Below are 24,524 nucleotides of genomic sequence, written 5' to 3'. Positions count from 1 at the left end.
GCTTTTCGCGTCTACAGTCCCTGGCCCGGTCCAACCGTGGTCGCCGAAGTTTTCAGCTGGATGAGCTGGGACCTGATCGGTGCCGATGCACATTTGGCGACGGCCTGGGCCGGGGGCAGGTTGCGAATCGAGGTATAGAACAGTTCGCAGGTTTTTTCCGTGCGAGTGACTTGCCAGGTCTGGGTACAGTTCTTCAATTGCGTCGCCGGATCCCTGCCGGGGGCGCTGCCCATGCCGGCCTGCCAACACGCAGCGCTCAAATCCTGGCCCATCACCTTAAGGCCTGCCGCGTCAGCCTGGGCCTGGGCATCCTTGCCGGAATAGGCGGCTGGATTGGCCGCGTACCAGATGTAGCTCGGGTGATTGGCGCCCAACACGGGTACTTTGAGCCCGGCATTTGGGCTGATCGTCGCCAGCCCCAACACGCTGACGGTGGGGCCGTATTGCGCCTTGACCCAGCTGCGCACCGGCGCGCCAAACGCGATCATGGGTAATGCCGCGCCGCTGGCAGTGCGGCTGAGCTCCCTGACCATGGTGGTCTGATAGTCGGTGAAATAATTGTAAACGCCCTCCAGGTCCTTGCCCGCAGTCGCGGGTGCGGCAATCGGGGCAATGTCGATGATGGTCTGGTAAGCGGGTGTTTGCGCGGCTGGGATGCCATTGGCGGTTAGCAGCGTGGCCCAACGATCGGTGGTGGCCGAGCGCAGGTAATCCTGGGCCTGGGTCAGCGAATAGTCCGGCGGAAAGTGCAACAGCTCGATACTTTTACGATTGTTCAGCGCCATGCCCAAAGGCAGGAACAGTGACCAGTTGTACGCCCACTTGCCGTCAGCGTTCAGTCTGTTTGCGCCGGACCAGGCCAGGTCTCCGGCGTCGAGCAGGGCTTGCAGTGGTTGGTGATAACCGGCAGGCACCCCGGTGATTTGCGCGTAAAGCTGATCGTTATCGGTTTTGACCCGCACCTTTGCCGTGGCGTATCCATCGCGCTGCACGCTTTGGCCCAGGTAGTGCTCGACGGTTTGCTCCAGCGTCCAGTTGCGAAAGCACACGACGCCGCAGTTGTTGGGGTAGGCGAACAGACGCGTGACGCGTTCAGTGCTGCCCAGTTTCAGATCGACATCGGCATGGGCGGCGGCACTCAGGGTGAGGGCCGCGAGGGCAAGTGCTGTGCGTTTGAACATGCTCAGATCCTTTTAAGCCTGTGATTGCGCAATTGTCGAAGTTTACTGCAGCCATCGCGCTTGCGGTGTCAGCTGCGGCCTGTATTGGTGTCAGGAGATGGCGAACCGCGAGGTAGGAACAATCCACCGAACAAATCTGGATGCACCTGCTCGAACAGGTGCATCCAGCGACATTTATGGCATCACGGGCGGCGTGTAGGTCAGCGTCGTGCCCAGCGCCCACAGTAGAAACAGCACCAGTGGCGTGTGCACCAGCAACTGCACGAACGAAAATCCGATCAGGTCCCGGGCCTTTAATCCCAGTACGCCCAGCAGCGGCAGCATGTAGAAGGGGTTGATGAGGTTAGGCAACGCTTCGGCGGCGTTGTAGATCTGCACCGCCCAGCCCAGGTGGTAGTTGAGGTCGGTGGCCACCTGCATCACATAGGGTGCTTCGATGATCCATTTGCCGCCGCCGGACGGAATGAAGAAGCCGAGGATCGCCGAATACACACCCATCAACAGCGCGTAGGTGTCGTGGGAGGCGATGCTGACGAAGAAGGTCGAGATGTGGTGCGCCAGGGTTTGCGCATCGGTGCCCTTGACGGTGGTCATCAGTGCGGCGATCGAGCCATACAACGGAAACTGGATCAGTACCCCGGTGGTGGTGGGCACGGCTCGGGCGACTGCATCGAGGAAGCTGCGCGGACGCCAGTGCAGCAGGGCGCCGAGCATGATGAACAGGAAGTTGTAGGTGTTCAGCCCGGAGATCGCGCTGATCGCCGGCTTGGTCGAGAATTCATGGAACAACCAGCCGGCCGCCAGCAGGACCAGCAGGATGGTCAGCAGCGGGCTGTGTTCCAGCCACTCGCCAGGGCGGGTGCGCGGTTGCAGTGGCGGCAGATTGAAACTCGGGTCGATGCCGCAGGCTTTTGCGTCTCGGGCCGTATTGGGGCCTGGTGCGGTGGCGTAGGCAATGATCAGTGAAATAATGATCAGCGCCAGCAGCAGTACGCCCGACTGCCAGAGAAAAATGGTTTCGGTGAAGGGAATGACCCCGGTAATCGACAGGATCGAAGGCGGCAGGCTGGCCGGGTTGGCCTGCAATTGCGCCGCCGATGACGACAGACCCAAGGCCCAGACCGCACCCAACCCCAGGTAAGCAGCGGCGCCGGCAGCACGATAATCCATCTTCAGATCGGTACGGCGGGCGAGGGCACGCACCAGCAAGCCACCAAATACCAGGGACAGTCCCCAGTTCAGCAACGACGCGACCATGGAAATCAGCGCGACCCAGGCGACGGCGGAGCGGCCGTTTTTCGGGATGCGCGCCAATCGGTCGATCAGTTTCACAGCCGGTGGCGAGCTGGCGACGACATAACCGCCGATCACCACAAACGCCATCTGCATGGTGAACGGAATCAGGCTCCAGAAACCATCGCCGAAGGCCATGGCGGCATCGGTGGGCTTGGCGCCCATTGCCATGGTGGCAAGGGCCACGATGATTACGGCCAGTGCCGCAAACACCCAGGAGTCGGGGAACCAGCGTTCGGCAAAGCTTGAGCAGCGCAGGGCAAAGCGGGCATAGCGGCTATCGTCGATATCAGCGGCCACGGGAGAACCTCGGATTTTATGTTTATTGTGGTCTTCAGGGCCTCGTGGGCCCGTCTGGGCAGGTGCCAACAGTAATTCAAACGCTGTATTTTTTGTGACCAACTTTTACCGCTTTGGGACTTTGGTCTAACGGGTTGTCCGCAGACGGATTTGCGTAGACCATGGGCGCCTAGAATTTTTGCCCGTACCAGAGTGCTTTTTCATGACTGCCCAAACCGATGTGCGCCCGGCGCCGTTCACTCGTTCGGACTACAAGACGCTCGGCCTTGCCGCGCTGGGCGGGGCGCTGGAAATCTACGACTTCATCATTTTCGTATTTTTCGCCCTGACCCTCAGCCAGCTGTTTTTCCCGCCGCAAATGCCTGAGTGGCTGCGTCTGCTGCAGAGCTTCGGGATCTTCGTCACCGGTTACCTGGCGCGGCCATTGGGCGGCATCCTGATGGCGCATTTCGCCGACCGGCTGGGACGCAAGAAGGTCTTCAGCCTGAGCATCCTGATGATGGCGCTGCCGTGCCTGCTGATCGGGATCATGCCAACCTATGCGCAGATCGGCTATTTCGCGCCCTTGCTGCTGCTGGCACTGCGCATCCTGCAGGGCGCGGCAGTTGGCGGCGAAGTGCCGAGCGCCTGGGTGTTTGTCGCCGAGCACGCGCCGGCCGGGCATCGCGGTTATGCCTTGGGATTCCTGCAGGCGGGCCTGACCTTCGGCTACCTGATAGGCGCGCTGGCGGCGACGTTCCTGGCACAGATGTTCACCCCGGCAGAAATCCTCGATTACGCCTGGCGTTATCCCTTCCTGCTGGGCGGTCTGTTCGGCGTGATTGGCGTCTGGTTGCGCCGCTGGCTCAGTGAAACCCCGGTGTTCATGGCAATGCAGGCCAGGCGCGAAGCGGCGGTCGAGCTGCCGTTACGCACAGTGCTGCGTGAACATCGCCTGGCGATGCTGCCGGCGATGATCCTGACCTGTGTTCTGACCTCGGCGGTGGTGGTGTTCGTGGTGATCACCCCGACCATGATGCAGAAAACCTTCGGTATGAGCGCCAGCCACACCTTCGGGCTCAGCGCCCTGGGCATCGTCTTCCTGAATGTGGGCTGCGTGCTCGCCGGATTACTGGTGGATCGCATCGGCGCCTGGCGTACCGTTATGCTCTATAGCCTGTTGCTGCCAGTGGGAATTGCGGTGCTCTATAGCTGCCTGATCAATGGCGGAAGCTGGATTGGCCTGGCTTATGCCATTGCCGGTCTGTGTTGCGGCGTGGTGGGTGCGGTGCCGTCGGTGATGGTCGGGCTGTTCCCCGCGCGTATTCGTGTATCGGGTATCTCCTTCACCTACAACATTGCCTACGCCGCATGGGCCAGTATCACGCCGTTATTGCTGATCGGGCTAATGCCTTGGAGCCCCTGGATCTGCGTGATATTCAGTGCAGTGATGGGCGTGGTCGGGGTCGCCAGCGCGGCGTATTTCGGTGCGCGGATGCCGAGGGTCGGCAGCTGCCCTGCGACGGGTACCGTGTAATCGAGGGAGGCCGTTGAACTATTTTTACAGGACGACACGGCACCGCTCTTCAGAAAATATGTACAAGGCCGATGGGTAGGCTGCATGTCGTTTTTCTACCCTGTCCATCGGTGCATTCCATGTTCAATAAACGCTTGAAGCAAGAGCTGTCGGCTCTTCGTGAAGAACTCTCCAGCCTTCAGCAAGTGAAGGACAGCCTGGAAAGCGAGATGCTGGTCCTGACCCTGGATCCCGAGGGGCGGATTCAATCGGTCAACCAGAACTTTATCGATGAAATGCTCTACAGGGGACAGGACCTGAGTAGTCGACACATCGAAGATATCGTTCCGGTGCACGTCAAATCCGACGAATTCCATCGCCGCTTCAAGGCTGCGCTCCAGCGTGGCGAGCACTTCGCCGGCACCGTGCGCCTGTTGCGCGGCAATGGCGAGGAGGCGTGGCTGCGCTCGATCATGCAGCCCATTCGCTCGGCGGATGGCCGCATCAGGCACTTCTCTATTTTTTCCAGCGACCTGACCCGTACCATCGAAGCGTCCCGGGAGCATGAGAACCTGATCGGCGCCCTGGTGCGCTCGACGGCGGTGATCGAGTTTGACCTCAATGGCAACGTACTGACGGCCAATGACCGCTTTCTCAGCGGTATGGGCTACAGCCTTGCGCAGATCAAGGGCAAACATCACCGGATGTTCTGCACGCCGGACGAATCCTCCAGCGCCGCTTACCAGGCCTTCTGGCGCCGCCTGAACGCCGGTGAGTTTGTGGCGGACCGATTCAAGCGCATCGACAGCCACGGCCGTACCGTCTGGCTGGAAGCGTCCTACAACCCTGTGCTTGATGCCAACGATCACCTGTACAAAGTGGTGAAGTTCGCCACTGTAATCACCGATCAGGTCAATCAGGAGCAAGCGGTCGCCGAGGCGGCCAATATTGCCTACAGCACCTCCCGGCAGACCGACGAAAGCGCGCAGCGTGGCAATGCCGTGGTCACCCAGGCCGTCGGCGTAATGCGCGACCTGGCCAGGCACATGCAAACCGCTGGTGAGGGCATCGAGGCGCTGAACGACCAGTCGCTGGTCATCGGCAGCATCGTCAAGACCATCAGCGGCATTGCCGAGCAGACCAACCTGCTGGCGCTCAACGCCGCCATTGAAGCCGCGCGGGCTGGCGAACAGGGCCGCGGCTTTGCCGTGGTGGCGGACGAGGTGCGGCAGTTGGCATCGCGGACCAGCCAGGCTACTGAGGAAATTGTCGGCGTGGTGCGCCAGAACCAGGACATGGCGCGCCACGCGGTGACCCTGATGACCGAGGGCAAGCTTCAGGCTGAGCAGGGGCTGGCGCTGGCAGCGGAGGCGGGCTCGGTCATTGGCGAGATCCAGGACGGCGCGCAGAAGGTGGTCGACGCGGTCGGACAGTTCGCCAATCAACTGGCAAGCTAAGCAGGACCCAGACGTATGCCGCTACAATCGGCGTTTTCTCCAGGAGCAGACAGCATGCACGCTTCCCATCGCCGGCCCGTACCCTTGAACAAGGCGTATCGCCTGCTCAATCACGGGCCGACCGTACTGGTCAGCGCCGCCCACGATGGCCAGCGCAACATCATGGCGGCGGCCTGGGCTATGCCACTGGATTTCGAGCCGCCGAAAATTGCCGTGGTGCTGGATAAATCCACCTGGACCCGACACCTGCTGGAAGCTTCGGGGACCTTCGTGCTGAACGTGCCTTGCGCCGCCCAGGCCGACATCGTCCAGACCGTCGGTTCTACATCCGGGCTGGAAATCTCCCGGGCGCCGGGCCAGGACAAGTTCCAGGCCTATGCCCTGCAGACATTCAGCGGCGAGCAGGTGGCAGCGCCGATGCTCGAGGGCTGCGTCGCCTGGCTCGAATGCCGCCTGCTGCCGGAGCCCGGCAATCATCAACAATACGACCTGTTCCTCGCCGAAGTCATCGCCGCCCAGGCCGATGACCGGGTGTTCAGCGATGGCCGCTGGCACTTCGAAGGCCAGGACGCCCTACGCACCCTGCACCACGTGGCTGGTGGGCATTTCCTGAAGATCGGTGATCCTGTGGATGGGAAGATTCTGTCGGTTTGAATCGGGTCAACAGCCACCGGAATTTAATGCGGTGTCAGTTAAACGGCCCTGATAAGCGGATCAAGCCTGCTTCACTGGTTTGATCAAGCTTTGTGCAGGTATGCCAAATAGCGCCTGCAGTTTCCAAATCACTTCCCATAAAAAAGGGCCTACCACCCGGTAAGCCCTTTCTCATCACTGCAAACCGCTCAATCCCCCAGCGCTTCCCCCTCGCGTCGCGGATCAGCACCGCCTGCCAACGACGTTTTCCCCTGTGCATCCTTGACCCGAACAATCGCCTGAGTGCCGCTCGTCATATCAATCTCGTTCACGCTGTGGCCCTTGTCCTTCAGCGCCTGGATCAGTGCCGGGCTGAACTGCCCCCGCTCCAGTTCCGTCGGACCATTGCGGCTACCGAAGTTCGGCAGGTTGATGGCCGTTTGCGGGTCGAGGTTCCAGTCGAGCAGGCCGATGGTCGACTTGGCGACGTACTCGATGATCTGGGAGCCGCCTGGGGAGCCGAGGGTGGTGAGGAACTCGCCGGTCTGGCGATCGAAGATCAGGGTGGGCGCCATGGAGGAGCGGGGGCGTTTGCCCGGCTCGACGCGGTTGGCGACTTTCCGGCCGTTTTCTTCCGGGATGAACGAGAAGTCGGTCATCTGGTTGTTGAGCAGGAAGCCTTGCACCATCAGGTGAGAGCCGAAGGCGGATTCCACGGTGGTGGTCATGGAGACTGCACCACCCTGGTCGTCGACCGCGACCACTTGCGAGGTGGATATGCGCAGCGGCGAACGGTCAGGCGCGTAGGCCACCTGGATGCCCGGCGGCGTGCCAGGTTCGGCTGTGCCCATGCTGCGCTCGCCAATCAGCGCGGCACGGCTTGCCAGATATAGCGGGTCCAGCAGACCCTGAACCGGCACTGGCACGAAGTCGGCATCGGCGACGTATTGCGCACGATCGGCGTAGGCCAGGCGCTCGGCCTCGGAAATCAGGTGCACGGCTTCAGGGGTGGGTTCGATGCCCGCTGGAGCGGAGCTTTCACGGGGTTTCATCGGCGCCAGGGCCAAGCGCGGCTCGCGGGTTTCCAGGGCTTCGAGTGTGCCGAGGATCTGCGCGATCGCGATGCCTCCCGATGATGGTGGTGGCATCCCGCACACCTGCCAGTGCTTGTAGTCGGTGCACAGCGGCTCGCGCTCCTTGGCTTGATAGCCTTGCAGATCATTCAGCGACAAGCTCCCCGGGTTCGCATGCCCTTGTACCTTGGCCACGATTTCCTCGGCGACGGCGCCTTTGTACAACGCATCCGGACCTTCCTTGGCGATACGTTTGAATACTGCTGCCAGCGGCAGATTCTTCAGCAGCGTACCCGCTGCTTTGGGGCTGCTGTCGGCATTCAGGAAATAGGCCATCATGTCCGGCGAGCGCCGCATGGAGGAGTCCGCAGCGATCAGTTGATGCAGCCGGGGGGAAATCGCAAAGCCTTGTTCCGCGAGCTTGATGGCGGGCTCAAACACCTTCGCCCAAGGCAGGCGTCCGTGTTTCTGATGCGCCAGTTCGAGCGCTCGTAGCACGCCCGGTGTACCCACAGAACGACCGCCAATCTGCGCCTGGGTGAACGGCATCGGTTTGCCGTCGGCTTGCAGGAACAGTTTTTCGCTGGCACCGGCCGGGGCGGTTTCGCGACCGTCATAAGTACGCACGGCCTTGCCATCCCACAATACAATCAACGCGCCACCGCCGATGCCTGAAGACTGTGGCTCGACCAGGGTCAGCACCGCCTGCATCGCAATCGCCGCGTCGATGGCCGAACCACCTTGGCGCAGCATCTCCCGACCGGCCTCGGCGGCCAGCGGATTCGCTGCTGCGGCCATGTGTTTGCTGGCGTAGCGGGTCTGCAGGTCACTGCGATAACCCGAGGCATTTTCCGGCGCAACGGGCAGCGTGGAAGTCGGCGGGGCGTTGCAGGCGACCAGCATCAGCGCCGTGGCAACCAGCGACAGCGCCGAAAGGCGATAGCGACTCAAGTGGGAAGCAGGGGACACGTTGGGTACTCCGTCCGTGGGAAAAGATCCCGGGACTTTATCGGCCGGTTCCCTGTGACGCAAACCCATGCAGCAGACAGGCACTTTTTCGCAGGCATAAAAAAACGGCCTACCTTTCGGTAAGCCGTTTTTAGTACTTGGTGGCTACACAGGGACTTGAACCCCGGACCCCAGCATTATGAATGCTATGCTCTAACCAACTGAGCTATGTAGCCAAGTGGCGCGCATTATTCACCGGTAACGGGGATGCGTCAAGCGTAAATTTAAAATATTTCTCTACGCTTTCAACCGCTTAACCACCCGGTGCTATAAAACGCGGCGGTGGGCGCTGTCAGCCTAGCTGAAACCTCCCGGTATTGGCGCTCAATGCCTTGCTGCCTTGGCTCAGGGTGTGCGCCGCAAGGTTTACGGCGCGGGCCCCTTCCAGCAGCCGCACCGCCGCCTGATCAACCTGCTGGATGTTGCCGCTGACCTCATCGGCGGTGCTGGCCTGTTCCTCTACCGCTGTCGCAATGTGCGCCAGGGTGTCGGTGACGCCTTGCACTGCGCTGGCAATTTCCCCGAGTCGTTCGCCCAGCCCGGTGACCGACTGCGCATCGTTCTGTGCCTGGCTGCAGGCCGCTTCCATCAGGCTCACCGCTTCATCCACCGTTTGTCGCAGGCTATCAACGGTCTGGGCTATCTGCGCGGTAGAGGACTGCGTGCGTTTCGACAAGCTGCGCACTTCGTCAGCCACCACGGCGAAGCCGCGGCCCTGATCGCCCGCGCGGGCAGCCTCGATGGCGGCGTTAAGGGCCAGGAGGTTGGTCTGCTCGGCCACTCCGCGAATGGTGTCCACTACCAGCTGAATCTGCTGACCCTGTTCGCTCACCCGGCCGAGTGCCGCCGCTGTCTCGTTCAAACGCTGGTTGAGCTGCTGGATACTTGCCGTGGTGCGCTGGCTGTCGCGACTGCTGTCGGCAGCAATGCGCCGCGTGTGCTGGGCGCTGCCCGAGGCCTGTTCGCAGCTCTGGGCCACGCCTTGGGACGTGGCGGCCAGTTGGGTGGCCGCTGCGGCGATCTGGCTGATCTGCAGTTGTTGTGCCTCGACTTCGCCCAATGCGCCGCTGGAATGCTGGTTGAGCGCGCGTACGGCGTTGCTCAATTGCAGGGTCTCGTGATCCACCCCCAGCATGCTGTTGCGCAACTGCACCACCGCGACGTTTAGCGCGGTGCTGATAGCTGCCAGCTCGTCGCGACCCTGTACCGGCACCTGCAGGCTGAGGTTGCCATCGCGCAGCGCTTCGGCCAGCACTGTAATACCGCTGGCGCTACGCCGGATGGACGTTTGCAGGCAGGTGAACAGATACAGCGCCGCCAGCAGCAGGCCCCCAAAAATCGTCGCCACACCGATGACCTGGCGCATCGCCGAGCCATGGTAGTTATCCAGGCGCTGATCCAGTGAGCCCAGGGATTGTTGGCGCAGGGAGGCGAGGTCGACCAGCAAGGCGTCCAGACCACGTTCAAAGTCTTCGTGCTTGAGCTTGATGCTACCGCCGAATACGCCGTCATCGAGAACTTTCAGCTCGGCATCCAGGTGCTTGAGGCTTTCCTGGTAGCGCCCTGACCAGGTTTGCAAGTCGCTGGGCAGGCGTGATTCCAGCAAGCCTGCGGTTTTCACAAGCTGCTCCCGGGCGTCGCCGATACGACTGCGCAGGTCTCGTAGCTGCAAGCGGCTTTGCAAGGTGAATTGCCCAGACACCACTGAGGCCTGACCGATGCTGGCCAGACGTCCGACCCGTTCGATCAGGTCCGGCACGTGCTGAGTGGAGATCTGCGTCAGCAAATAGGTTTCCAGCCATGGCGCGAGGGTCAGCCGGTTGTCCATGGCAATTTGCTCGCGCAGGGCTTGCAGGGCGCTCAAGGCACCGGTGAAGCGATCGTAACCGTCAGGCCACCAACCGATGCTGCCGAGGCTTTTTGAATCCAGGCCCTCAAGGGCGGCCTGCAGGGCCTGGTAGCGCGCCAGTGTTTCATCCCGGGCACCTTCGGCAGCGAGGGTATTACCCAGCTCCACAGCCGCTTTGGCGATGGCTGGCTGGGCCTCGTCAAACGCAGCCATGGCGGCGAGCGTGGCGGGCGTGGGTTGACGATTGGTTTCCGTGGCTCGCCAGCGCGCGGCGCGATCCCGTTGGGCTGCGAGCAGATTGTCGAGCGCATCCAGTGACAGCAGTTGCCGAACCCCGGCACGCTCCTCGGAAATCAGATTCAGCTTGCTGCGGTAATCCTGCCCGATCATCCACAGGCTGCCCGCCAGCGGCAGAATGAACAGCAAAAACAACAGTTGAAACTTGCGTGCGAAGCCAAAGCGCCCCAGCAAGCCAATGCCCGGTGATAAAAATGCCTGCATGCCCCGTGACTCCCCTGGGCACCACGCACCATTGGCGTGCGTCGAGGCCGTTTTGGCCGCGACTGGTGCCCCTTTAAAGGCCTCGAAAGTTCACCCTCGTCCGCTCTGTAGGCCGACTGCGTAGCGAAACTTCCCATTCTCGGTCCCCTTTGTAAGGGGCCGCGTTTAAAGGAAGTGGTAACGCAAGATTCAGACCATGGCGATGCGCTATTACCTGTATGGAAAGCGTTCGTAAATGTCGTTAGCAGGCTAAGGGGATGGCGCTGATGCACTGAAAAATGGCACATTGACGCTCCTGTCCGTTTGCACCCACCCGTTGTGCGGAAACTCTCATGGCTATCAGCAATGCCCAGACCGGCGCCGCGCCGGCATCAGCGACTTCACAAAGCAGCCCTTTGGTCATGCGCATCATCGGCGCCGTGGCGCTGGCCCATTTGATCAACGACCTGATCCAGTCGGTCTTGCCGTCGATCTATCCGATGCTCAAGGCCAATTACGGCCTGACGTTTACCCAGGTCGGCCTGATTACCCTGACCTTTCAACTGACCGCTTCGCTATTGCAGCCATGGGTCGGCTATCACACAGACCGTCATCCCAAGCCGTGGCTGCTACCGGCCGGGAGCGTATGCACCTTGATCGGCATACTGATGATGTCGGTGGTCGGCAGCTTTCCTATGATCCTGCTGGCGGCGGCGCTGATCGGTATCGGCTCTTCGACCTTTCACCCGGAGGCTTCCCGGGTAGCGCGACTGGCATCGGGTGGGCGGTTCGGGTTGGCGCAGTCCACTTTCCAGGTTGGCGGCAATGCGGGCTCGGCGTTCGGTCCATTGCTGGCGGCAGCCATTATCATTCCGTTCGGCCAGGGGCATGTGGCATGGTTCGGCCTGTTCGCGGTGTTTGCGCTGTTTGTGCTGCACCGCATCAGCCGCTGGTACGCCAATCACCTGAACCTGTTCAAGCTCAAGCAAGGGCAGGCGGCAACCCACGGTCTGTCGAAGGGGAGGGTGACCAGCGCACTGGTTGTGCTGGGGCTGCTGGTGTTCTCCAAGTACTTTTACATGTCCAGCCTCACCAGTTACTACACCTTCTACCTGATCGAGAAATTCGACCTCTCGGTGGCCAGTTCGCAACTGCATCTGTTTCTGTTCCTGGGGGCGGTCGCAGCCGGTACGTTCTTCGGCGGCCCGATCGGCGACAAGATTGGGCGCAAGGCCGTCATCTGGTTTTCGATCCTTGGTGTTGCGCCTTTCACCCTGCTGTTGCCTCACGTTGACCTGTTCTGGACCAGCGTCTTGAGCGTGGTGATCGGTTTCATCCTGGCGTCGGCATTCTCGGCCATTGTGGTGTACGCCCAGGAGCTGGTTCCGGGCAATGTCGGGATGATCGCCGGGATATTCTTTGGCTTGATGTTTGGTTTTGGCGGGATTGGCGCGGCGCTGCTGGGCTATCTGGCGGATGCCCGCGGAATCGAATACGTGTATTTCCTGTGCTCGTTCCTGCCATTGCTGGGGGTGTTGGCGATCTTCCTGCCGAGAACCGCAAAGGCCTGAAGATCAGAAGATCGCAGCCTTCGGCAGCTCCTACTGATGTGAGGTGTACACCCTCCAGGAGCTGCCGGAGGCTGCGATCTTAGAATAATCTGACAGGTACAAAAAAGCCGCGTATTGAACGCGGCTTCTTCTTGAGCGGGGAGTCTTACACGTTGAAACGGAAGTGCATCACGTCGCCGTCTTTAACAATGTAGTCCTTGCCTTCCAGGCGCCATTTGCCGGCTTCCTTGGCACCGGCTTCGCCCTTGTACTGGATGAAGTCGTCATAGGCGATGACTTCGGCGCGGATGAAGCCTTTTTCGAAGTCGGTGTGGATCACGCCAGCGGCTTGTGGTGCGGTCGCACCGACGCGTACGGTCCAGGCGCGGACTTCTTCAACGCCGGCAGTGAAGTAGGTCTGCAGGTGCAGCATTTCGTAGCCAGCGCGAATCACGCGGTTCAGGCCAGGCTCTTCCAGGCCCAGGGCCTCAAGGAACATGTCCTTCTCTTCGCCGTCTTCAAGCTCGGCGATTTCGGCTTCGATCTTGTTGCAGACCGGAACCACCATGGCGCCTTCTTCTTCGGCGATGGCCTTGACGATGTCCAGCAGCGGGTTGTTCTCGAAACCGTCTTCAGCGACGTTGGCGATGTACATGACCGGCTTGGTGGTCAGCAGGTGGAAGCCACGAATCACCGCCTTGTCGTCGGCACCCATGCTCTTCATCAGGGTCCGTGCAGGCTTGCCCAGGGTGAAGTGAGCGATCAGTTGCTCAAGCAATGCTTTTTGAACCACGGCATCCTTGTCGCCGCCCTTGGCGTTGCGCGCGACTTTCTGCAGTTGCTTCTCGCAGCTGTCGAGGTCGGCGAAGATCAGTTCCAGGTCGATGATCTCGATGTCGCGTTTCGGGTCGACGCTGTTGGAAACGTGAATCACGTTCTCGTCTTCGAAGCAGCGGACTACGTGGGCGATCGCATCGGTTTCACGGATGTTGGCCAGGAACTTGTTGCCCAGGCCTTCACCTTTCGACGCGCCGGCCACCAGGCCTGCGATGTCGACGAACTCCATGGTGGTCGGCAGGATACGCTTCGGATTAACGATGGCAGCCAGGGCTTCCAGGCGCGCATCCGGCATCGGCACGATTCCGGTGTTCGGTTCGATGGTGCAGAAGGGGAAGTTCTCGGCCGCGATCCCGGATTTGGTCAGGGCGTTGAACAGGGTGGACTTGCCGACGTTAGGCAGGCCGACGATGCCGCAATTGAATCCCATGGTGTTTCCCCTCGGGTAAAAGTCAGGCCTTCTGGCTGTGCAGGTTTTTCATCGCGCGGTTCCATTCACCGGCGAGGATATCCGGCAGCACGCCGAGGGCAAAGTCGATGCTGGCATCGAGTTTTTCCTGTTCGGCGCGTGGCGCACGACCCAGGACGAAGTTTGAAACCATACTGGCTACGCCCGGGTGGCCAATGCCAAGCCGCAAGCGGTAGAAGGTATTCTGATTGCCCAGTTGCGCAATGATGTCGCGCAACCCGTTGTGACCGCCATGGCCGCCGCCCTGCTTGAGCTTGGCAACGCCCGGAGGCAGGTCGAGTTCGTCATGCGCCACCAGGATTTCTTCGGGCTTGATGCGGAAGAATCCTGCGAGTGCCGCCACGGCCTGGCCGCTGCGGTTCATGTAGGTGGTGGGGATCAGCAGACGAACATCCTGACCCTGATGCGAATAGCGCCCGGTCAGGCCGAAATATTTGCGGTCCGCCACAAGGTTAACGCCTTGTGCGTTCGCGATGCGCTCAACAAAAAGGGCCCCTGCGTTATGCCGGGTCTGTTCGTATTCAGCGCCTGGATTTCCCAGGCCAACGATCAGTTTTATGGCAGTCACGATAGGGGCCCTTCCTTGGAGTGGTGGTTAACATCGCCGAGTGCGGCGAAAGTGGACGACAAGTGCTCATTTACCATTATGTAAACTCCGCGTTCTCGCCCGCTTTCTCGCTACGTACTAGTCCGCGATGTTACCGGTCACTCCGGCGAACAGAGTGAAATTACTCTGCAGCGCCTTCTTCAGCAGCGTCTTCTTCTGGAGCAACACGTGGAGCGTGAACGTTGGCAACAGCCTTGTCGTCACCGTGTGCCAGAGCAACAAATTCAACGCCTTTAGGGGCTTTGAGGTCGGACATGTGGATGATGTCGCCGATTTCAGCCTTCGACAGGTCGACTTCGATGAACTCAGGCAGATCCTTCGGCAGGCAAGTCACTTCGATTTCGGAAGTAACGTGCGAAACTTCGCCGCCTTTCTTGATCGGAGCTTCTTCGCCAACGAAGTGTACAGGCACGATAGCGGTCAGTTTCTGGCCAGCTACAACGCGTACGAAGTCAGCGTGCATCACGTGGCCTTTGGCCGGGTGACGCTGCAGAGCCTTGATGATCACGTTTTGCTTGGTGCCGCCAACGTTCAGTTCGATGATGTGGCTGTAAGCCGCATCGTTTTCGAGCAGTTTGGCAACTTCTTTAGCCAGCATGCTGATGGATTCAGGGGCTTTTTCGCCACCGTAAACTACAGCTGGTACCAGGCTTGCGAGACGACGCAGGCGGCGGCTCGCACCTTTCCCCAGGTCGGAACGCACTTCAGCATTCAGGGTAAATTCGTTCATGTTGTATCTCCAAAATAACCACATTCGCCCCAGCGTTTGCGACCAGCGCTAAAGGCGATATGGGCAAAAAAGCCCCGCCCCGACAGGAATGCCGGGGCGGGGCGCTTTTCGTCAACGATATGTTCCAGAAGGGCAGGGCCCTTAACGGAACATCGCGCTGATCGATTCTTCATTGCTGATGCGGCGGACCGCTTCAGCAACCACCGGCGCGATATCCAGTTGACGGATACGCGAGCAGGCTTGAGCAGCAGCGGACAACGGGATGGTATTGGTCACCACCAGTTCGTCCAGCATGGAATTCTCAATGTTTTCGATCGCCCGACCGGACAGCACAGGGTGTGTGCAGTAGGCGAAAACCTTGGCAGCACCATGCTCTTTCAGGGCCTTGGCCGCGTGGCACAGAGTGCCGGCGGTATCGACCATGTCATCGACCAGAATACAGGTACGCCCTTCGACATCACCGATGATATGCATCACTTCAGAGTGATTGGCTTTCTCACGGCGTTTGTCGATGATCCCGAGATCCACACCCAGAGATTTGGCAACGGCACGTGCACGCACGACGCCACCAATGTCCGGGGACACGATCATCAGGTTTTCGAAGCGCTGATCTTCAATGTCATCCACCAGAACCGGGGAGCCGTAGATGTTATCTACCGGAATATCGAAGAAACCCTGGATTTGGTCAGCATGCAAATCAACCGTGAGAACACGGTCGATGCCGACTACGGTAAGCATGTCAGCCACGACTTTCGCGCTGATAGCCACACGTGCGGAACGCGGACGGCGATCCTGACGGGCATAACCAAAGTAAGGAATTACAGCAGTGATACGAGTAGCCGAGGAGCGGCGGAAGGCATCAGCCATCACTACCAGTTCCATCAGGTTATCGTTGGTCGGAGCGCAAGTCGGCTGAATAATGAAGACATCTTTACCGCGGACGTTTTCATTGATCTCGGCAGTAATTTCGCCGTCGGAGAACTTACCGACAGAAATGTCACCGAGAGGGATATGCAGCTGACGTACGACACGCCGAGCCAGATCGGGGTTAGCATTCCCCGTAAAGACCATCATCTTGGACACGCGCAGTACCTAGAGGCTGAGGGTAACCTGGATGAGTATAGAAAATGGCAGGGGCGGCTGGATTCGAACCAACGCATGGCAGGATCAAAACCTGCTGCCTTACCGCTTGGCGACGCCCCTGTATCTGTTGCAACGAGTACCCAGTACTCGGTTCCTTTAGAGCAGACTTTGCAGCTTGCGATGCAACATCGAAACGTTGCTTCCTTTTGCTACAAACCCTGTAAGGGTCTCTGTAAGAAGGGCCGAGACTTTATCAGCTTCAGCTTTGCTTGGGAAGCCCCCAAACACACAACTTCCAGATCCGGTAAGTTTTGCTTCGGTAAATTTACCTAACAAATTCAATGCGTTACGTACATCTGGATAACGCCTTGCGACTACCGGCAAGCAGTCATTTCGACTGTTTCCCTTGGGAACGGGGCGCACTTTAATGGGAGGAGTGTTACGTGTCAACAGCGGATCAGAAAAAATTTCTGCTGTACTTACAGATACTTGCGGTACCAGTACGAGATACCACGGTTCTTCGGGGTCTACAGGGGTGAGTTTCTCCCCCACGCCCTCGGCAAAAGCGGCATGGCCACGCACGAAAACCGGGACGTCGGCGCCCAGTGTCAGGCCGAGTGCGGCCAGGCGATCTGCGTCCCAGCCCAGTTGCCAGAGATGGTTCAGGCCGAGCAGGGTGGTGGCGGCATTGGAGCTGCCACCACCGATGCCACCGCCCATGGGAAGGACTTTATCGATCCAGATGTCGATCCCGAGCAGGCAGCCGGATTGCTCCTGCAGTTGTCTTGCCGCGCGAACGATCAGATTGCTGTCGTGAGGGACGCCGTCGAATTCGGTATGCAAACGGATCACGCCATCATCGCGAACGGCGAAGGTGATCTCGTCACCGTAATCCAGGAATTGAAAAATCGTCTGCAGCTCGTGATAACCGTCTTCACGGCGACCAAGGATGTGCAGCATCAGGTTGAGCTTGGCCGGTGAGGGCAGGGTCAGGCGCGCAGCAGTCATGCTCACTGCCCCAGTTTGCGTGGTTGCCATTCCTTGATCACCAGCGTGACATCAAGGTCGGTACCGTGCAGCTTGATGCGCTCGGGCAGCCAGAAACCGTTCTGCTCGGCATAACTCAAATATTCAACCTGCCAGCCATCCTGATCGAGATTGGCCAGGCGGCTATCGGCGTCCAGCGTCAGGCGGCTTTTGCTGTCGGGAGCGGGGAGTCCGCGCACCCACCAGGCCAGGTTGGACACCGGCAATTTCCAGCCCAGCTGTTCTTCGAGAAGGATTTCCGGGTTCGGCGCGTCATAACGCCCCTGGTTGGCGACTTCCAGGGACACCTTGCCGGGGCGACCGGTCAGGCGTGCGGCGCCCCGACCCAGGGGGCCGGATAGACGGATGTCGTAGTAATCCTGGCGTTGCAGCCAGAACAGGGTGCCGCTTCCCGAATCCTTGGGTGCGCGAATGCCGATCTTGCCGTTGATCTGCCAGCCATCCAGGCCCGTGAGCTGCTGTTTGTGCTCACGCCATTGGGTGGAATTGCCGCGACCTTCGACGGATTCGCGAGCGCCGAAGCCCGCGCAACCGGCGAGCAGGGCGATGAAACTGAAAACGATGAAATGGCGCAAAAACATAATCTTAAAGAGTCTCTGATCCGGTCAGGCGCTTGATGGTGCCGCGCAGTATTGGGCTGTCGGGCTGATCCTTGAGGAACTTGCCCCAGATTTGCTTCGCTTCACGCTGTTTGCCGTTGGCCCACAGGACCTCGCCCAGGTGAGCGGCGACTTCCTGGTCGGGAAAGCGCTCCAGGGCTTTGCGCAAATAGCGCTCGGCCTCGTCCAGATTGCCCAGCCGGTAGTTGACCCAGCCGAGGCTGTCGAGAACCGCCGGGTCCTCCGGGTTGATCTGGTGCGCCTGTTCGATCAGGGCCTTGGCTTCGGCGTATCGCGTTGTACGGTCAGACAGGGTATAGCCGAGGGCGTTCAACGCCATCGCATTGTCCGGGTCGCGCTTGATGATCAGGCGCAGGTCTTTTTCCATTTGCGCCAGGTCATTGCGTTTTTCCGCCTGCATGGCGCGGGTGTACAGCAGGTTCAGGTCGTCGGGGTATTGCTGCAACGATTTTTCGAGAACAGCCCAGGCCTTGTCCTGTTGCTTGTTGGCGGACAGGGTTTCGGCTTCGATCAGGTACAGCTGGATGGCATAATCGGGCTGTTCGTCTCGCTGAGCGGCCAGGCGACTCTGGGCTTCGGCAGTCTTGCCGTTGTTCATCAGGATATCGGCCTGGCGCAATTGTGCCGGCAGGTAATCATTGCCCGGCCCCACCTGTGCGTATTCGGCCTGGGCGCCCTGTGGATCGTTGCGCTCTTCAGCGATACGTCCAAGGTTCAGGTGCGCCGAATCGACATGGCTGTCCCGGGCAATGAGGTCTTCGAGGTAGCCCTTGGCCTCTTCCCAGGCCTTGGCTTCCAGGCAAACCAGTGCCAGCGAATAGCGCAGATCGTCATCTTCAGGGTATTGCTGGACCAGGCTGGAGAACTCGACCTTTGCGTCGTCCATGCGGTCCTGCTCCACCAGCATGCGTGCGTAGGTCAGGCGCAGCCGTTTGTCGTCGGGGTATTGCTTGATGCTTTTGCGCAGTAGCGGCAGGGCCTCGTCACCACGATCAAGGGACTGCAACAGGCGCGCTCGCAGCAGGATCGGGGCGATTTCGCCATCTTCCGGCGGATGGTCTTCGAGCAGGGACAAGGCGCCCTTGGCATCGCCGTCCTGTTGCAGCAACAGGGCCTTGCCGAAAATCAGCTGGCCGTTGTCGGGATGGCGTTGCAGCAGGCGGTCAAAACTTTGCATCAAGCCGTTGCGCGTGTCCTGGTCGGTGTCGGCAGCGGACAGGGCGAGGAAGTCGAAGTGAGTGTCGCCTTTGCCTTGCAGGACCTTCTCCATGTACACCATGGAGTCGTCATAGCGCCCGGCACGAGCCAGTTGCACGGCAGCTGCACGTTGCGCCTCGAGATCGTCCGGGGCGTTTTTTGCCCAGATGAGCGCGGTGTCCAGGGCGGCCTGGTCGGCGCCCAGGTACTCGGCAATCCGGAATGCCCGCTCGGAGATCCCCGGATCCTGGGTGTTGATGGCCTGGGTCACGTAGTTGTCCAGGGCAATGTCGAAACGATTGCGCTGACCAGCCAGTTCCGCGCTCAACAGGCTGAAGACGGTTTCTTCGCTGAAGGAGCTGTAGACCTTGGGCTTTTCAGGGGCCGGAGTGCTGTCTTCGACCGGCGACGAATCGTCCGGAGACACGGGCGCCATGGCCTGGCAGCCGCTGAGGAAGACAAAAGCAAGGAGCAACGCGGAGGATCTATTCATATAGGAAGAGGACGACTAACCTGCGGTCGGATCATCATGACACAAGCCTTCGGCCAAACATAACCGAGTGTCGAAGGATGACTTTACGGAGTCAGGTCGTCAGGACCATCGTAGGAGCTGCCGCAGGCTGCGATCTTTTGATCTTGCCCTTACCGCACCTTTAAAACCTCAAAAGATTGCAGCCTTCGGCAGCTCCTACAGGGGCGATAGATATCGAGTAGTTGTTCTGAATCTGTCGAAGTAGGACAATTGCCGGCTTCACGTCACTATCAGCGACCTTGAATGGCCTTCCTTGCACTCGGTATTAACCACAAGACTGCTTCAGTAGACGTCCGCGAGCGCGTGGCCTTTACCCCTGAGCAGCTGGTGGAGGCTTTGCAGCAGCTCTGCCGACTGACCGACAGCCGCGAAGCCGCGATCCTTTCCACCTGCAATCGCAGCGAACTCTATATAGAGCAGGATCACCTTTCGGCTGACATCGTGTTGCGCTGGCTGGCCGATTATCACCACTTGAGCATCGAAGAGCTGCGCGCCAGCAGTTATGTGCACGAAGATGATGCGGCAGTTCGTCACATGATGCGAGTCGCCTCCGGGCTCGACTCGCTGGTGTTGGGTGAACCGCAGATTCTCGGCCAGATGAAATCGGCCTACGCGGTAGCCCGGGAAGCCGGGACTATCGGGCCGCTGCTCGGGCGACTGTTCCAGGCTACGTTCAATGCGGCCAAGCAGGTGCGCACCGACACTGCCATCGGCGAGAACCCGGTGTCGGTCGCCTTTGCCGCAGTCAGCCTGGCGAAACAGATTTTCAGCGACTTGCAGCGCAGCCAGGCGTTGCTGATTGGCGCCGGCGAGACCATTACCCTGGTCGCCCGTCATCTGCACGAACTCGGGGTCAAGCGTATCGTGGTCGCCAACCGCACGCTGGAGCGCGCCAGCATTCTGGCCGAGCAGTTTGGCGCGCATGCGGTGTTGCTGTCGGATATCCCGGCCGAACTGGTGCGCAGTGACATCGTCATCAGCTCCACCGCCAGCCAGTTACCGATCCTTGGGAAGGGCGCGGTGGAAAGCGCCCTGAAGCTGCGCAAGCACAAGCCGATCTTCATGGTGGACATCGCCGTTCCCCGGGACATCGAGCCGGAAGTTGGCGAACTCGACGACGTCTACCTCTATAGCGTTGACGACCTGCACGAAGTGGTCGCGGAAAACCTCAAGAGTCGTCAAGGTGCGGCGCAAGCGGCGGAAGAGATGGTCTCGATCGGCGCCGAAGACTTCATGGTGCGCCTGCGTGAACTGGCCGCGGTGGACGTGCTCAAGGCCTATCGCCAGCAAAGCGAACGCCTGCGTGACGAAGAATTGCAGAAGGCCCAGCGCATGCTGGCCAATGGCGTCAGCGCCGAAGATGTGTTGATCCAACTGGCACGCGGCCTGACCAACAAACTCCTGCACGCCCCGAGCGTGCAGTTGAAAAAGCTCTCTGCCGAAGGTCGCCTCGATGCGCTGGCCATGGCCCAGGAACTCTTTGCCCTCGGTGAGGGCTCATCGGATAGCTTTTCGGATAAGAAACCGCAATGAAAGCTTCACTGCTCAATAAGCTGGACATCCTCCAGGACCGTTTCGAGGAACTGACCGCCTTGCTTGGCGACGGCGAAGTCATTTCCGACCAGACCAAATTCCGTACTTATTCCAAGGAATACGCGGAAGTCGAACCTATCGTGCAAACCTATAAACAGTTGCTCAAGGTTCAGGGTGATCTGGAAGGCGCCCAGGCGCTGCTCAAGGACAGCGACCCGGACATGCGCGAAATGGCTGTGGAAGAAGTCCGCGAAGCCAAGGAGCAACTGCTCGAAATCGAAGCCAGCCTGCAACGGATGCTGCTGCCCAAGGACCCGAACGACGGCCGCAACGTGTTTCTCGAAATCCGCGCCGGCACTGGCGGTGATGAGGCGGCCATTTTTTCCGGCGACCTGTTTCGCATGTATTCGCGCTACGCCGAGCGCCGTGGCTGGCGGGTGGAGATCCTCTCGGAGAACATCGGCGAACACGGCGGCTATAAAGAAGTGATCGCCCGCGTCGAGGGCGACAACGTCTACGGCAAGCTCAAGTTCGAATCCGGCGTGCACCGGGTGCAGCGGGTTCCTGCGACCGAATCCCAGGGTCGTATCCACACTTCGGCCTGCACGGTGGCGGTATTGCCCGAGCCGGACGAGCAGGAAGCGATCGAGATCAACCCGGCGGATTTGCGGGTCGATACCTACCGCTCCTCAGGCGCCGGTGGACAGCACGTCAACAAGACCGACTCGGCGATCCGCATCACTCACTTGCCGTCCGGCATCGTGGTCGAGTGCCAGGAAGAGCGTTCCCAGCACAAGAACCGTGCGCGCGCCATGTCCTGGCTGTCGGCCAAGCTGAACGACCAGCAGACCAGTGCCGCCGCCAATGCCATCGCCAGCGAGCGCAAGCTGCTGGTGGGCTCGGGCGATCGCTCGGAACGGATTCGCACCTACAATTTTGCCCAGGGCCGGGTCACCGACCACCGGGTCAACCTGACGCTGTATTCCCTCGATGAAATTCTCACCGGTGGCGTCGATGCGGTAATCGAGCCGTTGCTGGCCGAGTACCAGGCTGATCAATTGGCAGCGATAGGTGAGTAAATGACGATCATTGCCAGCCTGCTACGCGCCGCCGATCTACCGGACTCGCCCACCGCGCGCCTGGACGCAGAGTTGCTGCTGGCTGCGGCCCTGGGCAAGTCCCGGAGCTTTTTGCACACCTGGCCGGAGCGCATCGTACCAAGTGAAGCGGCGCTCAAATTTGCCGGGTACCTGCAGCGCCGTCGTGGCGGCGAGCCGGTGGCCTATATTCTGGGCCAGCAGGGTTTCTGGAAGCTCGACCTGGAAGTCGCACCGCACACCCTGATCCCGCGCCCGGACACCGAGCTGCTGGTAGAGGCCGCGCTGGAGTTGTTGCCGGTCGCCCCTGCCAGGGTGCTCGACCTGGGCACCGGCAGCGGCGCAATTGCCCTGGCCCTGGCCAGCGAGCGCCCGGCGTGGCAACTCACCGCCGTGGATCGCGTGCAGGAAGCCGTCGCGCTGGCCGAGCGCAATCGCCAGCGCCTGCACCTGAACAACGCCACCGTGCTGAGCAGTCATTGGTTCAGTGCTTTGCAAGGTCAGCGCTTCGAGCTGATCATTAGCAACCCGCCTTATATCGCCAGCGCCGATCCGCACCTGGCCGAGGGCGATGTGCGCTTCGAGCCTGCCAGTGCGTTGGTCGCCGGCATCGATGGTCTCGACGATCTGCGCCTGATCGTCGACCAGGCCCCGAACCACCTCGATGCCGGTGGCTGGCTGATGCTCGAACACGGATACGATCAGGCTCTCGCCGTGCGCGATCTGCTGATGACCCGTGGCTTTGAAGAAGTCCACAGCCGCACCGACCTGGGCGGCCACGAACGTATCAGCCTTGGACGCCTGCCGTGCTGAATGATCAGGAGTTGTTGCGCTACAGTCGGCAGATTCTGCTGCAGCACGTCGATATCGATGGCCAATTGCGGCTCAAAGCCAGCCGGGCGCTGATCATCGGCCTGGGCGGTCTCGGCTCGCCGGTAGCCCTTTACCTGGCCGCGGCGGGCGTGGGCGAATTGCACTTGGCAGACTTCGACAGCGTTGACCTGACCAACCTGCAGCGTCAGGTTATCCACGACACCGACAGCGTCGGCGTGAGCAAGGTCGACTCGGCGATCCGCCGACTGAGCGCGATCAATCCCGAAATCCAGCTCAAAGCCCTGCGCACCGCCCTCGATGAAGACTCCCTGGCCGCCGCAGTGGCTGCGGTGGACCTGGTGCTGGACTGCTCGGACAATTTTTCCACCCGCGAAGCCGTCAACGCCGCCTGCGTGCTGGCGGGCAAACCCCTGGTGAGCGGCGCCGCCATTCGCCTCGAAGGACAATTGTCGGTGTTCGATCCAAGACGTCCGGACAGTCCCTGCTACCACTGCTTGTATGGCCACGGCAGTGAAGCCGAACTGACGTGCAGCGAAGCCGGGGTCATCGGCCCGCTGGTGGGCCTGGTCGGCAGCCTGCAAGCACTCGAAGCGCTCAAGCTGCTGGCCGGGTTTGGCGAACCGCTGGTGGGGCGCCTGTTGCTGATCGATGCCCTGGGTACGCGCTTTCGTGAACTTCGGGTCAAGCGCGATCCGGGCTGTGCGGTCTGTGGCCCTGCCTGTGCGTGAGGCGCCGATTGGCGTATTCGATTCCGGTGTCGGCGGGCTATCGGTACTGGCCGAGATCAAGCGCCTGTTGCCCGACGAGACTTTGCTGTACGTCGCCGATTGCGGCAACGTCCCCTATGGCGAGAAAACGCCGGAGTTCATCCGTGAGCGCTGCAGTGTCATGGCGCGCTTTTTTCAGCAACAGGGCGCCAAGGCGCTGGTGCTGGCCTGCAATACCGCCACGGTGGCAGGCGTGGCCGATTTGCGCCGTGACTACCCTCAGTGGCCCATCGTCGGCATGGAGCCCGCAGTAAAGCCCGCAGCGGCCGCGACCCGCAGTGGTGTGGTCGGTGTACTCGCCACTACGGGTACGTTGCAAAGCGCCAAATTTGCCGCGCTGCTCGACCGTTTTGCCACCGACGTACGAGTGATCACCCAGCCATGCCCGGGCCTGGTGGAGCTGATTGAGGACGGCGACCTGCACAGCCCGGTGCTGTGCAAGCTGTTACTCGGCTACGTGCAGCCCTTGCTCGACGGCGGCTGCGACACGATCATTCTCGGCTGCACCCACTATCCCTTCCTCAAGCCGCTGCTCAAGCAGATGATCCCGGCGCACATCAGCCTGATCGACACCGGGGCTGCAGTAGCACGCCAGCTTCAGCGTTTATTGGCCGAACGCGAGCTGCTTGCCGCAGGCCCGGCCCGGGCTGCGCAGTTCTGGACCAGCGCCAATCCAAAGCATTTCAGTAATATCTTGCCATTACTCTGGAATTCCGCCGGCGTAGTGCGTAGTTTCGACTTGTAAAAAAAATGTGAAATGTATCGGAATAGTCTGAACTTCTGGGTAGGCGCAGACTTCTATAGCTGTGATTGATGGCGACACCAAAAAAACCATACGAATTCGTTCGGAAA

Annotated in this window: 20 protein-coding genes, 2 tRNA genes and 2 pseudogenes; 10 read left to right on the top strand and 14 right to left on the bottom strand. The window is 60.4% G+C overall.

Translation table 11 applies throughout. The features are described from left to right. Positions 1–11 precede the first annotated feature (11 nt). Positions 12–1,181 carry a hypothetical protein gene (locus HYI44_RS12980; RefSeq protein ID WP_225569563.1) on the bottom strand — a complete coding sequence of 390 codons (1,170 nt, stop codon included), beginning with the start codon at positions 1,179–1,181 and terminating at the stop codon, positions 12–14. Between the two features lie 174 nt (positions 1,182–1,355). Then, on the bottom strand, positions 1,356–2,774 hold the full coding sequence (locus tag HYI44_RS12975; RefSeq protein WP_045059210.1) for a short-chain fatty acid transporter: 1,419 nt from the start codon (positions 2,772–2,774) through the stop codon (positions 1,356–1,358). 202 nt (positions 2,775–2,976) lie between these two features. Here HYI44_RS12975 and HYI44_RS12970 point away from each other — a divergent pair, with 202 nt between their 5' ends. The 4 genes and pseudogenes from HYI44_RS12970 to HYI44_RS12960 all read left to right on the top strand — a co-directional run bounded on the left by HYI44_RS12970 (position 2,977) and on the right by HYI44_RS12960 (position 6,380). Beyond that, entirely contained in the window at positions 2,977–4,290 is a 1,314-nt protein-coding gene (locus HYI44_RS12970) for an MFS transporter (RefSeq protein WP_225569562.1), read from the top strand. Positions 4,291–4,361: 71 nt separating this feature from the next. Next, positions 4,362–5,186, top strand: a pseudogene (locus tag HYI44_RS29615) (PAS domain-containing protein); the annotation flags it as partial. 84 nt (positions 5,187–5,270) lie between these two features. Then, positions 5,271–5,726 (top strand): methyl-accepting chemotaxis protein, encoded by a 456-nt coding sequence (locus tag HYI44_RS29610; protein ID WP_412548488.1) that lies wholly within the window; start codon positions 5,271–5,273, stop codon positions 5,724–5,726. A gap of 54 nt (positions 5,727–5,780) precedes the next feature. Continuing rightward, on the top strand, positions 5,781–6,380 hold the full coding sequence (locus HYI44_RS12960) for a flavin reductase family protein (RefSeq protein ID WP_122838733.1): 600 nt from the start codon (positions 5,781–5,783) through the stop codon (positions 6,378–6,380). A gap of 188 nt (positions 6,381–6,568) precedes the next feature. On the opposite strand, the gene ggt is transcribed toward HYI44_RS12960, so the two are convergent. From ggt to HYI44_RS29600, 4 genes and pseudogenes are all read right to left on the bottom strand, one after another. Continuing rightward, entirely contained in the window at positions 6,569–8,401 is a 1,833-nt protein-coding gene (ggt, locus tag HYI44_RS12955) for a gamma-glutamyltransferase (protein ID WP_225569560.1), read from the bottom strand. Positions 8,402–8,539: 138 nt separating this feature from the next. Beyond that, positions 8,540–8,616 (bottom strand) — tRNA-Met (locus tag HYI44_RS12950). Positions 8,617–8,732: 116 nt separating this feature from the next. Beyond that, positions 8,733–9,575, bottom strand: coding sequence for a methyl-accepting chemotaxis protein (locus HYI44_RS29605; protein WP_412548487.1), 843 nt, complete (start codon positions 9,573–9,575; stop codon positions 8,733–8,735). A gap of 18 nt (positions 9,576–9,593) precedes the next feature. After that, positions 9,594–9,806: pseudogene (locus HYI44_RS29600) on the bottom strand (HAMP domain-containing protein); the annotation flags it as partial. 1,316 nt (positions 9,807–11,122) lie between these two features. Between HYI44_RS29600 and HYI44_RS12940 the strand changes: the two are divergent. Then, complete coding sequence (locus HYI44_RS12940; protein WP_225569558.1) at positions 11,123–12,340, top strand: MFS transporter; 1,218 nt, start codon at positions 11,123–11,125, stop codon at positions 12,338–12,340. Positions 12,341–12,485: 145 nt separating this feature from the next. On the opposite strand, the gene ychF is transcribed toward HYI44_RS12940, so the two are convergent. From ychF to HYI44_RS12900, 8 genes are all read right to left on the bottom strand, one after another. After that, positions 12,486–13,586 (bottom strand): redox-regulated ATPase YchF, encoded by a 1,101-nt coding sequence (gene ychF, locus HYI44_RS12935; protein WP_045059217.1) that lies wholly within the window; start codon positions 13,584–13,586, stop codon positions 12,486–12,488. Positions 13,587–13,608: 22 nt separating this feature from the next. Then, positions 13,609–14,193, bottom strand: coding sequence for an aminoacyl-tRNA hydrolase (pth, locus tag HYI44_RS12930; protein WP_008037207.1), 585 nt, complete (start codon positions 14,191–14,193; stop codon positions 13,609–13,611). 160 nt (positions 14,194–14,353) lie between these two features. Next, entirely contained in the window at positions 14,354–14,962 is a 609-nt protein-coding gene (locus tag HYI44_RS12925; RefSeq protein ID WP_122838737.1) for a 50S ribosomal protein L25/general stress protein Ctc, read from the bottom strand. Positions 14,963–15,103: 141 nt separating this feature from the next. Next, a complete protein-coding gene (locus HYI44_RS12920) occupies positions 15,104–16,045 on the bottom strand; it encodes a ribose-phosphate pyrophosphokinase (protein ID WP_003208392.1) in 942 nt (313 codons plus the stop codon). Between the two features lie 45 nt (positions 16,046–16,090). Beyond that, positions 16,091–16,165 (bottom strand) — tRNA-Gln (locus tag HYI44_RS12915). A gap of 36 nt (positions 16,166–16,201) precedes the next feature. Continuing rightward, a complete protein-coding gene (gene ispE, locus HYI44_RS12910; protein WP_225569557.1) occupies positions 16,202–17,053 on the bottom strand; it encodes a 4-(cytidine 5'-diphospho)-2-C-methyl-D-erythritol kinase in 852 nt (283 codons plus the stop codon). 2 nt (positions 17,054–17,055) lie between these two features. Continuing rightward, entirely contained in the window at positions 17,056–17,673 is a 618-nt protein-coding gene (gene lolB, locus HYI44_RS12905) for a lipoprotein insertase outer membrane protein LolB (protein ID WP_122838739.1), read from the bottom strand. 4 nt (positions 17,674–17,677) lie between these two features. Then, the gene (locus tag HYI44_RS12900) at positions 17,678–19,402 is read right to left on the bottom strand and encodes a tetratricopeptide repeat protein (RefSeq protein ID WP_225569556.1); all 1,725 of its coding nucleotides are present in this window, start codon (positions 19,400–19,402) and stop codon (positions 17,678–17,680) included. 282 nt (positions 19,403–19,684) lie between these two features. On the opposite strand from HYI44_RS12900, the gene hemA reads away from it, so the two are divergent. The 5 genes from hemA to murI are packed head-to-tail and all read left to right on the top strand — an operon-like array spanning position 19,685 to position 24,417. Then, positions 19,685–20,974: a glutamyl-tRNA reductase gene (hemA, locus tag HYI44_RS12895; protein ID WP_225569555.1), complete on the top strand. Its 1,290-nt coding sequence runs from the start codon at positions 19,685–19,687 to the stop codon at positions 20,972–20,974. Continuing rightward, positions 20,971–22,053, top strand: a complete 1,083-nt coding sequence (gene prfA / locus HYI44_RS12890; RefSeq protein ID WP_045059223.1) for a peptide chain release factor 1 — start codon at positions 20,971–20,973, stop codon at positions 22,051–22,053. The genes hemA and prfA overlap by 4 nt, the downstream gene beginning before the upstream one ends. Continuing rightward, positions 22,054–22,884, top strand: a complete 831-nt coding sequence (gene prmC / locus HYI44_RS12885; RefSeq protein ID WP_122838742.1) for a peptide chain release factor N(5)-glutamine methyltransferase — start codon at positions 22,054–22,056, stop codon at positions 22,882–22,884. Next, positions 22,878–23,633, top strand: a complete 756-nt coding sequence (locus tag HYI44_RS12880) for a molybdopterin-synthase adenylyltransferase MoeB (RefSeq protein ID WP_122838743.1) — start codon at positions 22,878–22,880, stop codon at positions 23,631–23,633. The genes prmC and HYI44_RS12880 overlap by 7 nt, the downstream gene beginning before the upstream one ends. Continuing rightward, complete coding sequence (gene murI / locus HYI44_RS12875) at positions 23,626–24,417, top strand: glutamate racemase (RefSeq protein ID WP_225569569.1); 792 nt, start codon at positions 23,626–23,628, stop codon at positions 24,415–24,417. Before HYI44_RS12880 ends, murI begins: the two co-directional genes overlap by 8 nt. Positions 24,418–24,524 lie beyond the last annotated feature (107 nt).

This window comes from Pseudomonas sp. Y24-6 (assembly GCF_020295325.1).
Lineage (GTDB): Bacteria > Pseudomonadota > Gammaproteobacteria > Pseudomonadales > Pseudomonadaceae > Aquipseudomonas > Aquipseudomonas gregormendelii.
The sequence above is the reverse complement of the archived record's forward strand: the minus strand, read 5'-3'. Positions and strand labels throughout refer to the sequence as shown.

Coding starts and splice junctions, on each gene's coding strand:
- HYI44_RS12940 (WP_225569558.1), top strand. CDS start 11,123: ATGGCTATCAGCAATGCCCAGACCGGCGCCGCGCCGGCATCAGCGACT.
- lolB (WP_122838739.1), bottom strand. CDS start 17,673: ATGTTTTTGCGCCATTTCATCGTTTTCAGTTTCATCGCCCTGCTCGCC.
- prfA (WP_045059223.1), top strand. CDS start 20,971: ATGAAAGCTTCACTGCTCAATAAGCTGGACATCCTCCAGGACCGTTTC.
- HYI44_RS12925 (WP_122838737.1), bottom strand. CDS start 14,962: ATGAACGAATTTACCCTGAATGCTGAAGTGCGTTCCGACCTGGGGAAA.
- HYI44_RS29605 (WP_412548487.1), bottom strand. CDS start 9,575: ATGCTGGGGGTGGATCACGAGACCCTGCAATTGAGCAACGCCGTACGC.
- ychF (WP_045059217.1), bottom strand. CDS start 13,586: ATGGGATTCAATTGCGGCATCGTCGGCCTGCCTAACGTCGGCAAGTCC.
- HYI44_RS12980 (WP_225569563.1), bottom strand. CDS start 1,181: ATGTTCAAACGCACAGCACTTGCCCTCGCGGCCCTCACCCTGAGTGCC.
- HYI44_RS12970 (WP_225569562.1), top strand. CDS start 2,977: ATGACTGCCCAAACCGATGTGCGCCCGGCGCCGTTCACTCGTTCGGAC.
- prmC (WP_122838742.1), top strand. CDS start 22,054: ATGACGATCATTGCCAGCCTGCTACGCGCCGCCGATCTACCGGACTCG.
- HYI44_RS12960 (WP_122838733.1), top strand. CDS start 5,781: ATGCACGCTTCCCATCGCCGGCCCGTACCCTTGAACAAGGCGTATCGC.
- hemA (WP_225569555.1), top strand. CDS start 19,685: ATGGCCTTCCTTGCACTCGGTATTAACCACAAGACTGCTTCAGTAGAC.
- HYI44_RS12900 (WP_225569556.1), bottom strand. CDS start 19,402: ATGAATAGATCCTCCGCGTTGCTCCTTGCTTTTGTCTTCCTCAGCGGC.
- ispE (WP_225569557.1), bottom strand. CDS start 17,053: ATGACTGCTGCGCGCCTGACCCTGCCCTCACCGGCCAAGCTCAACCTG.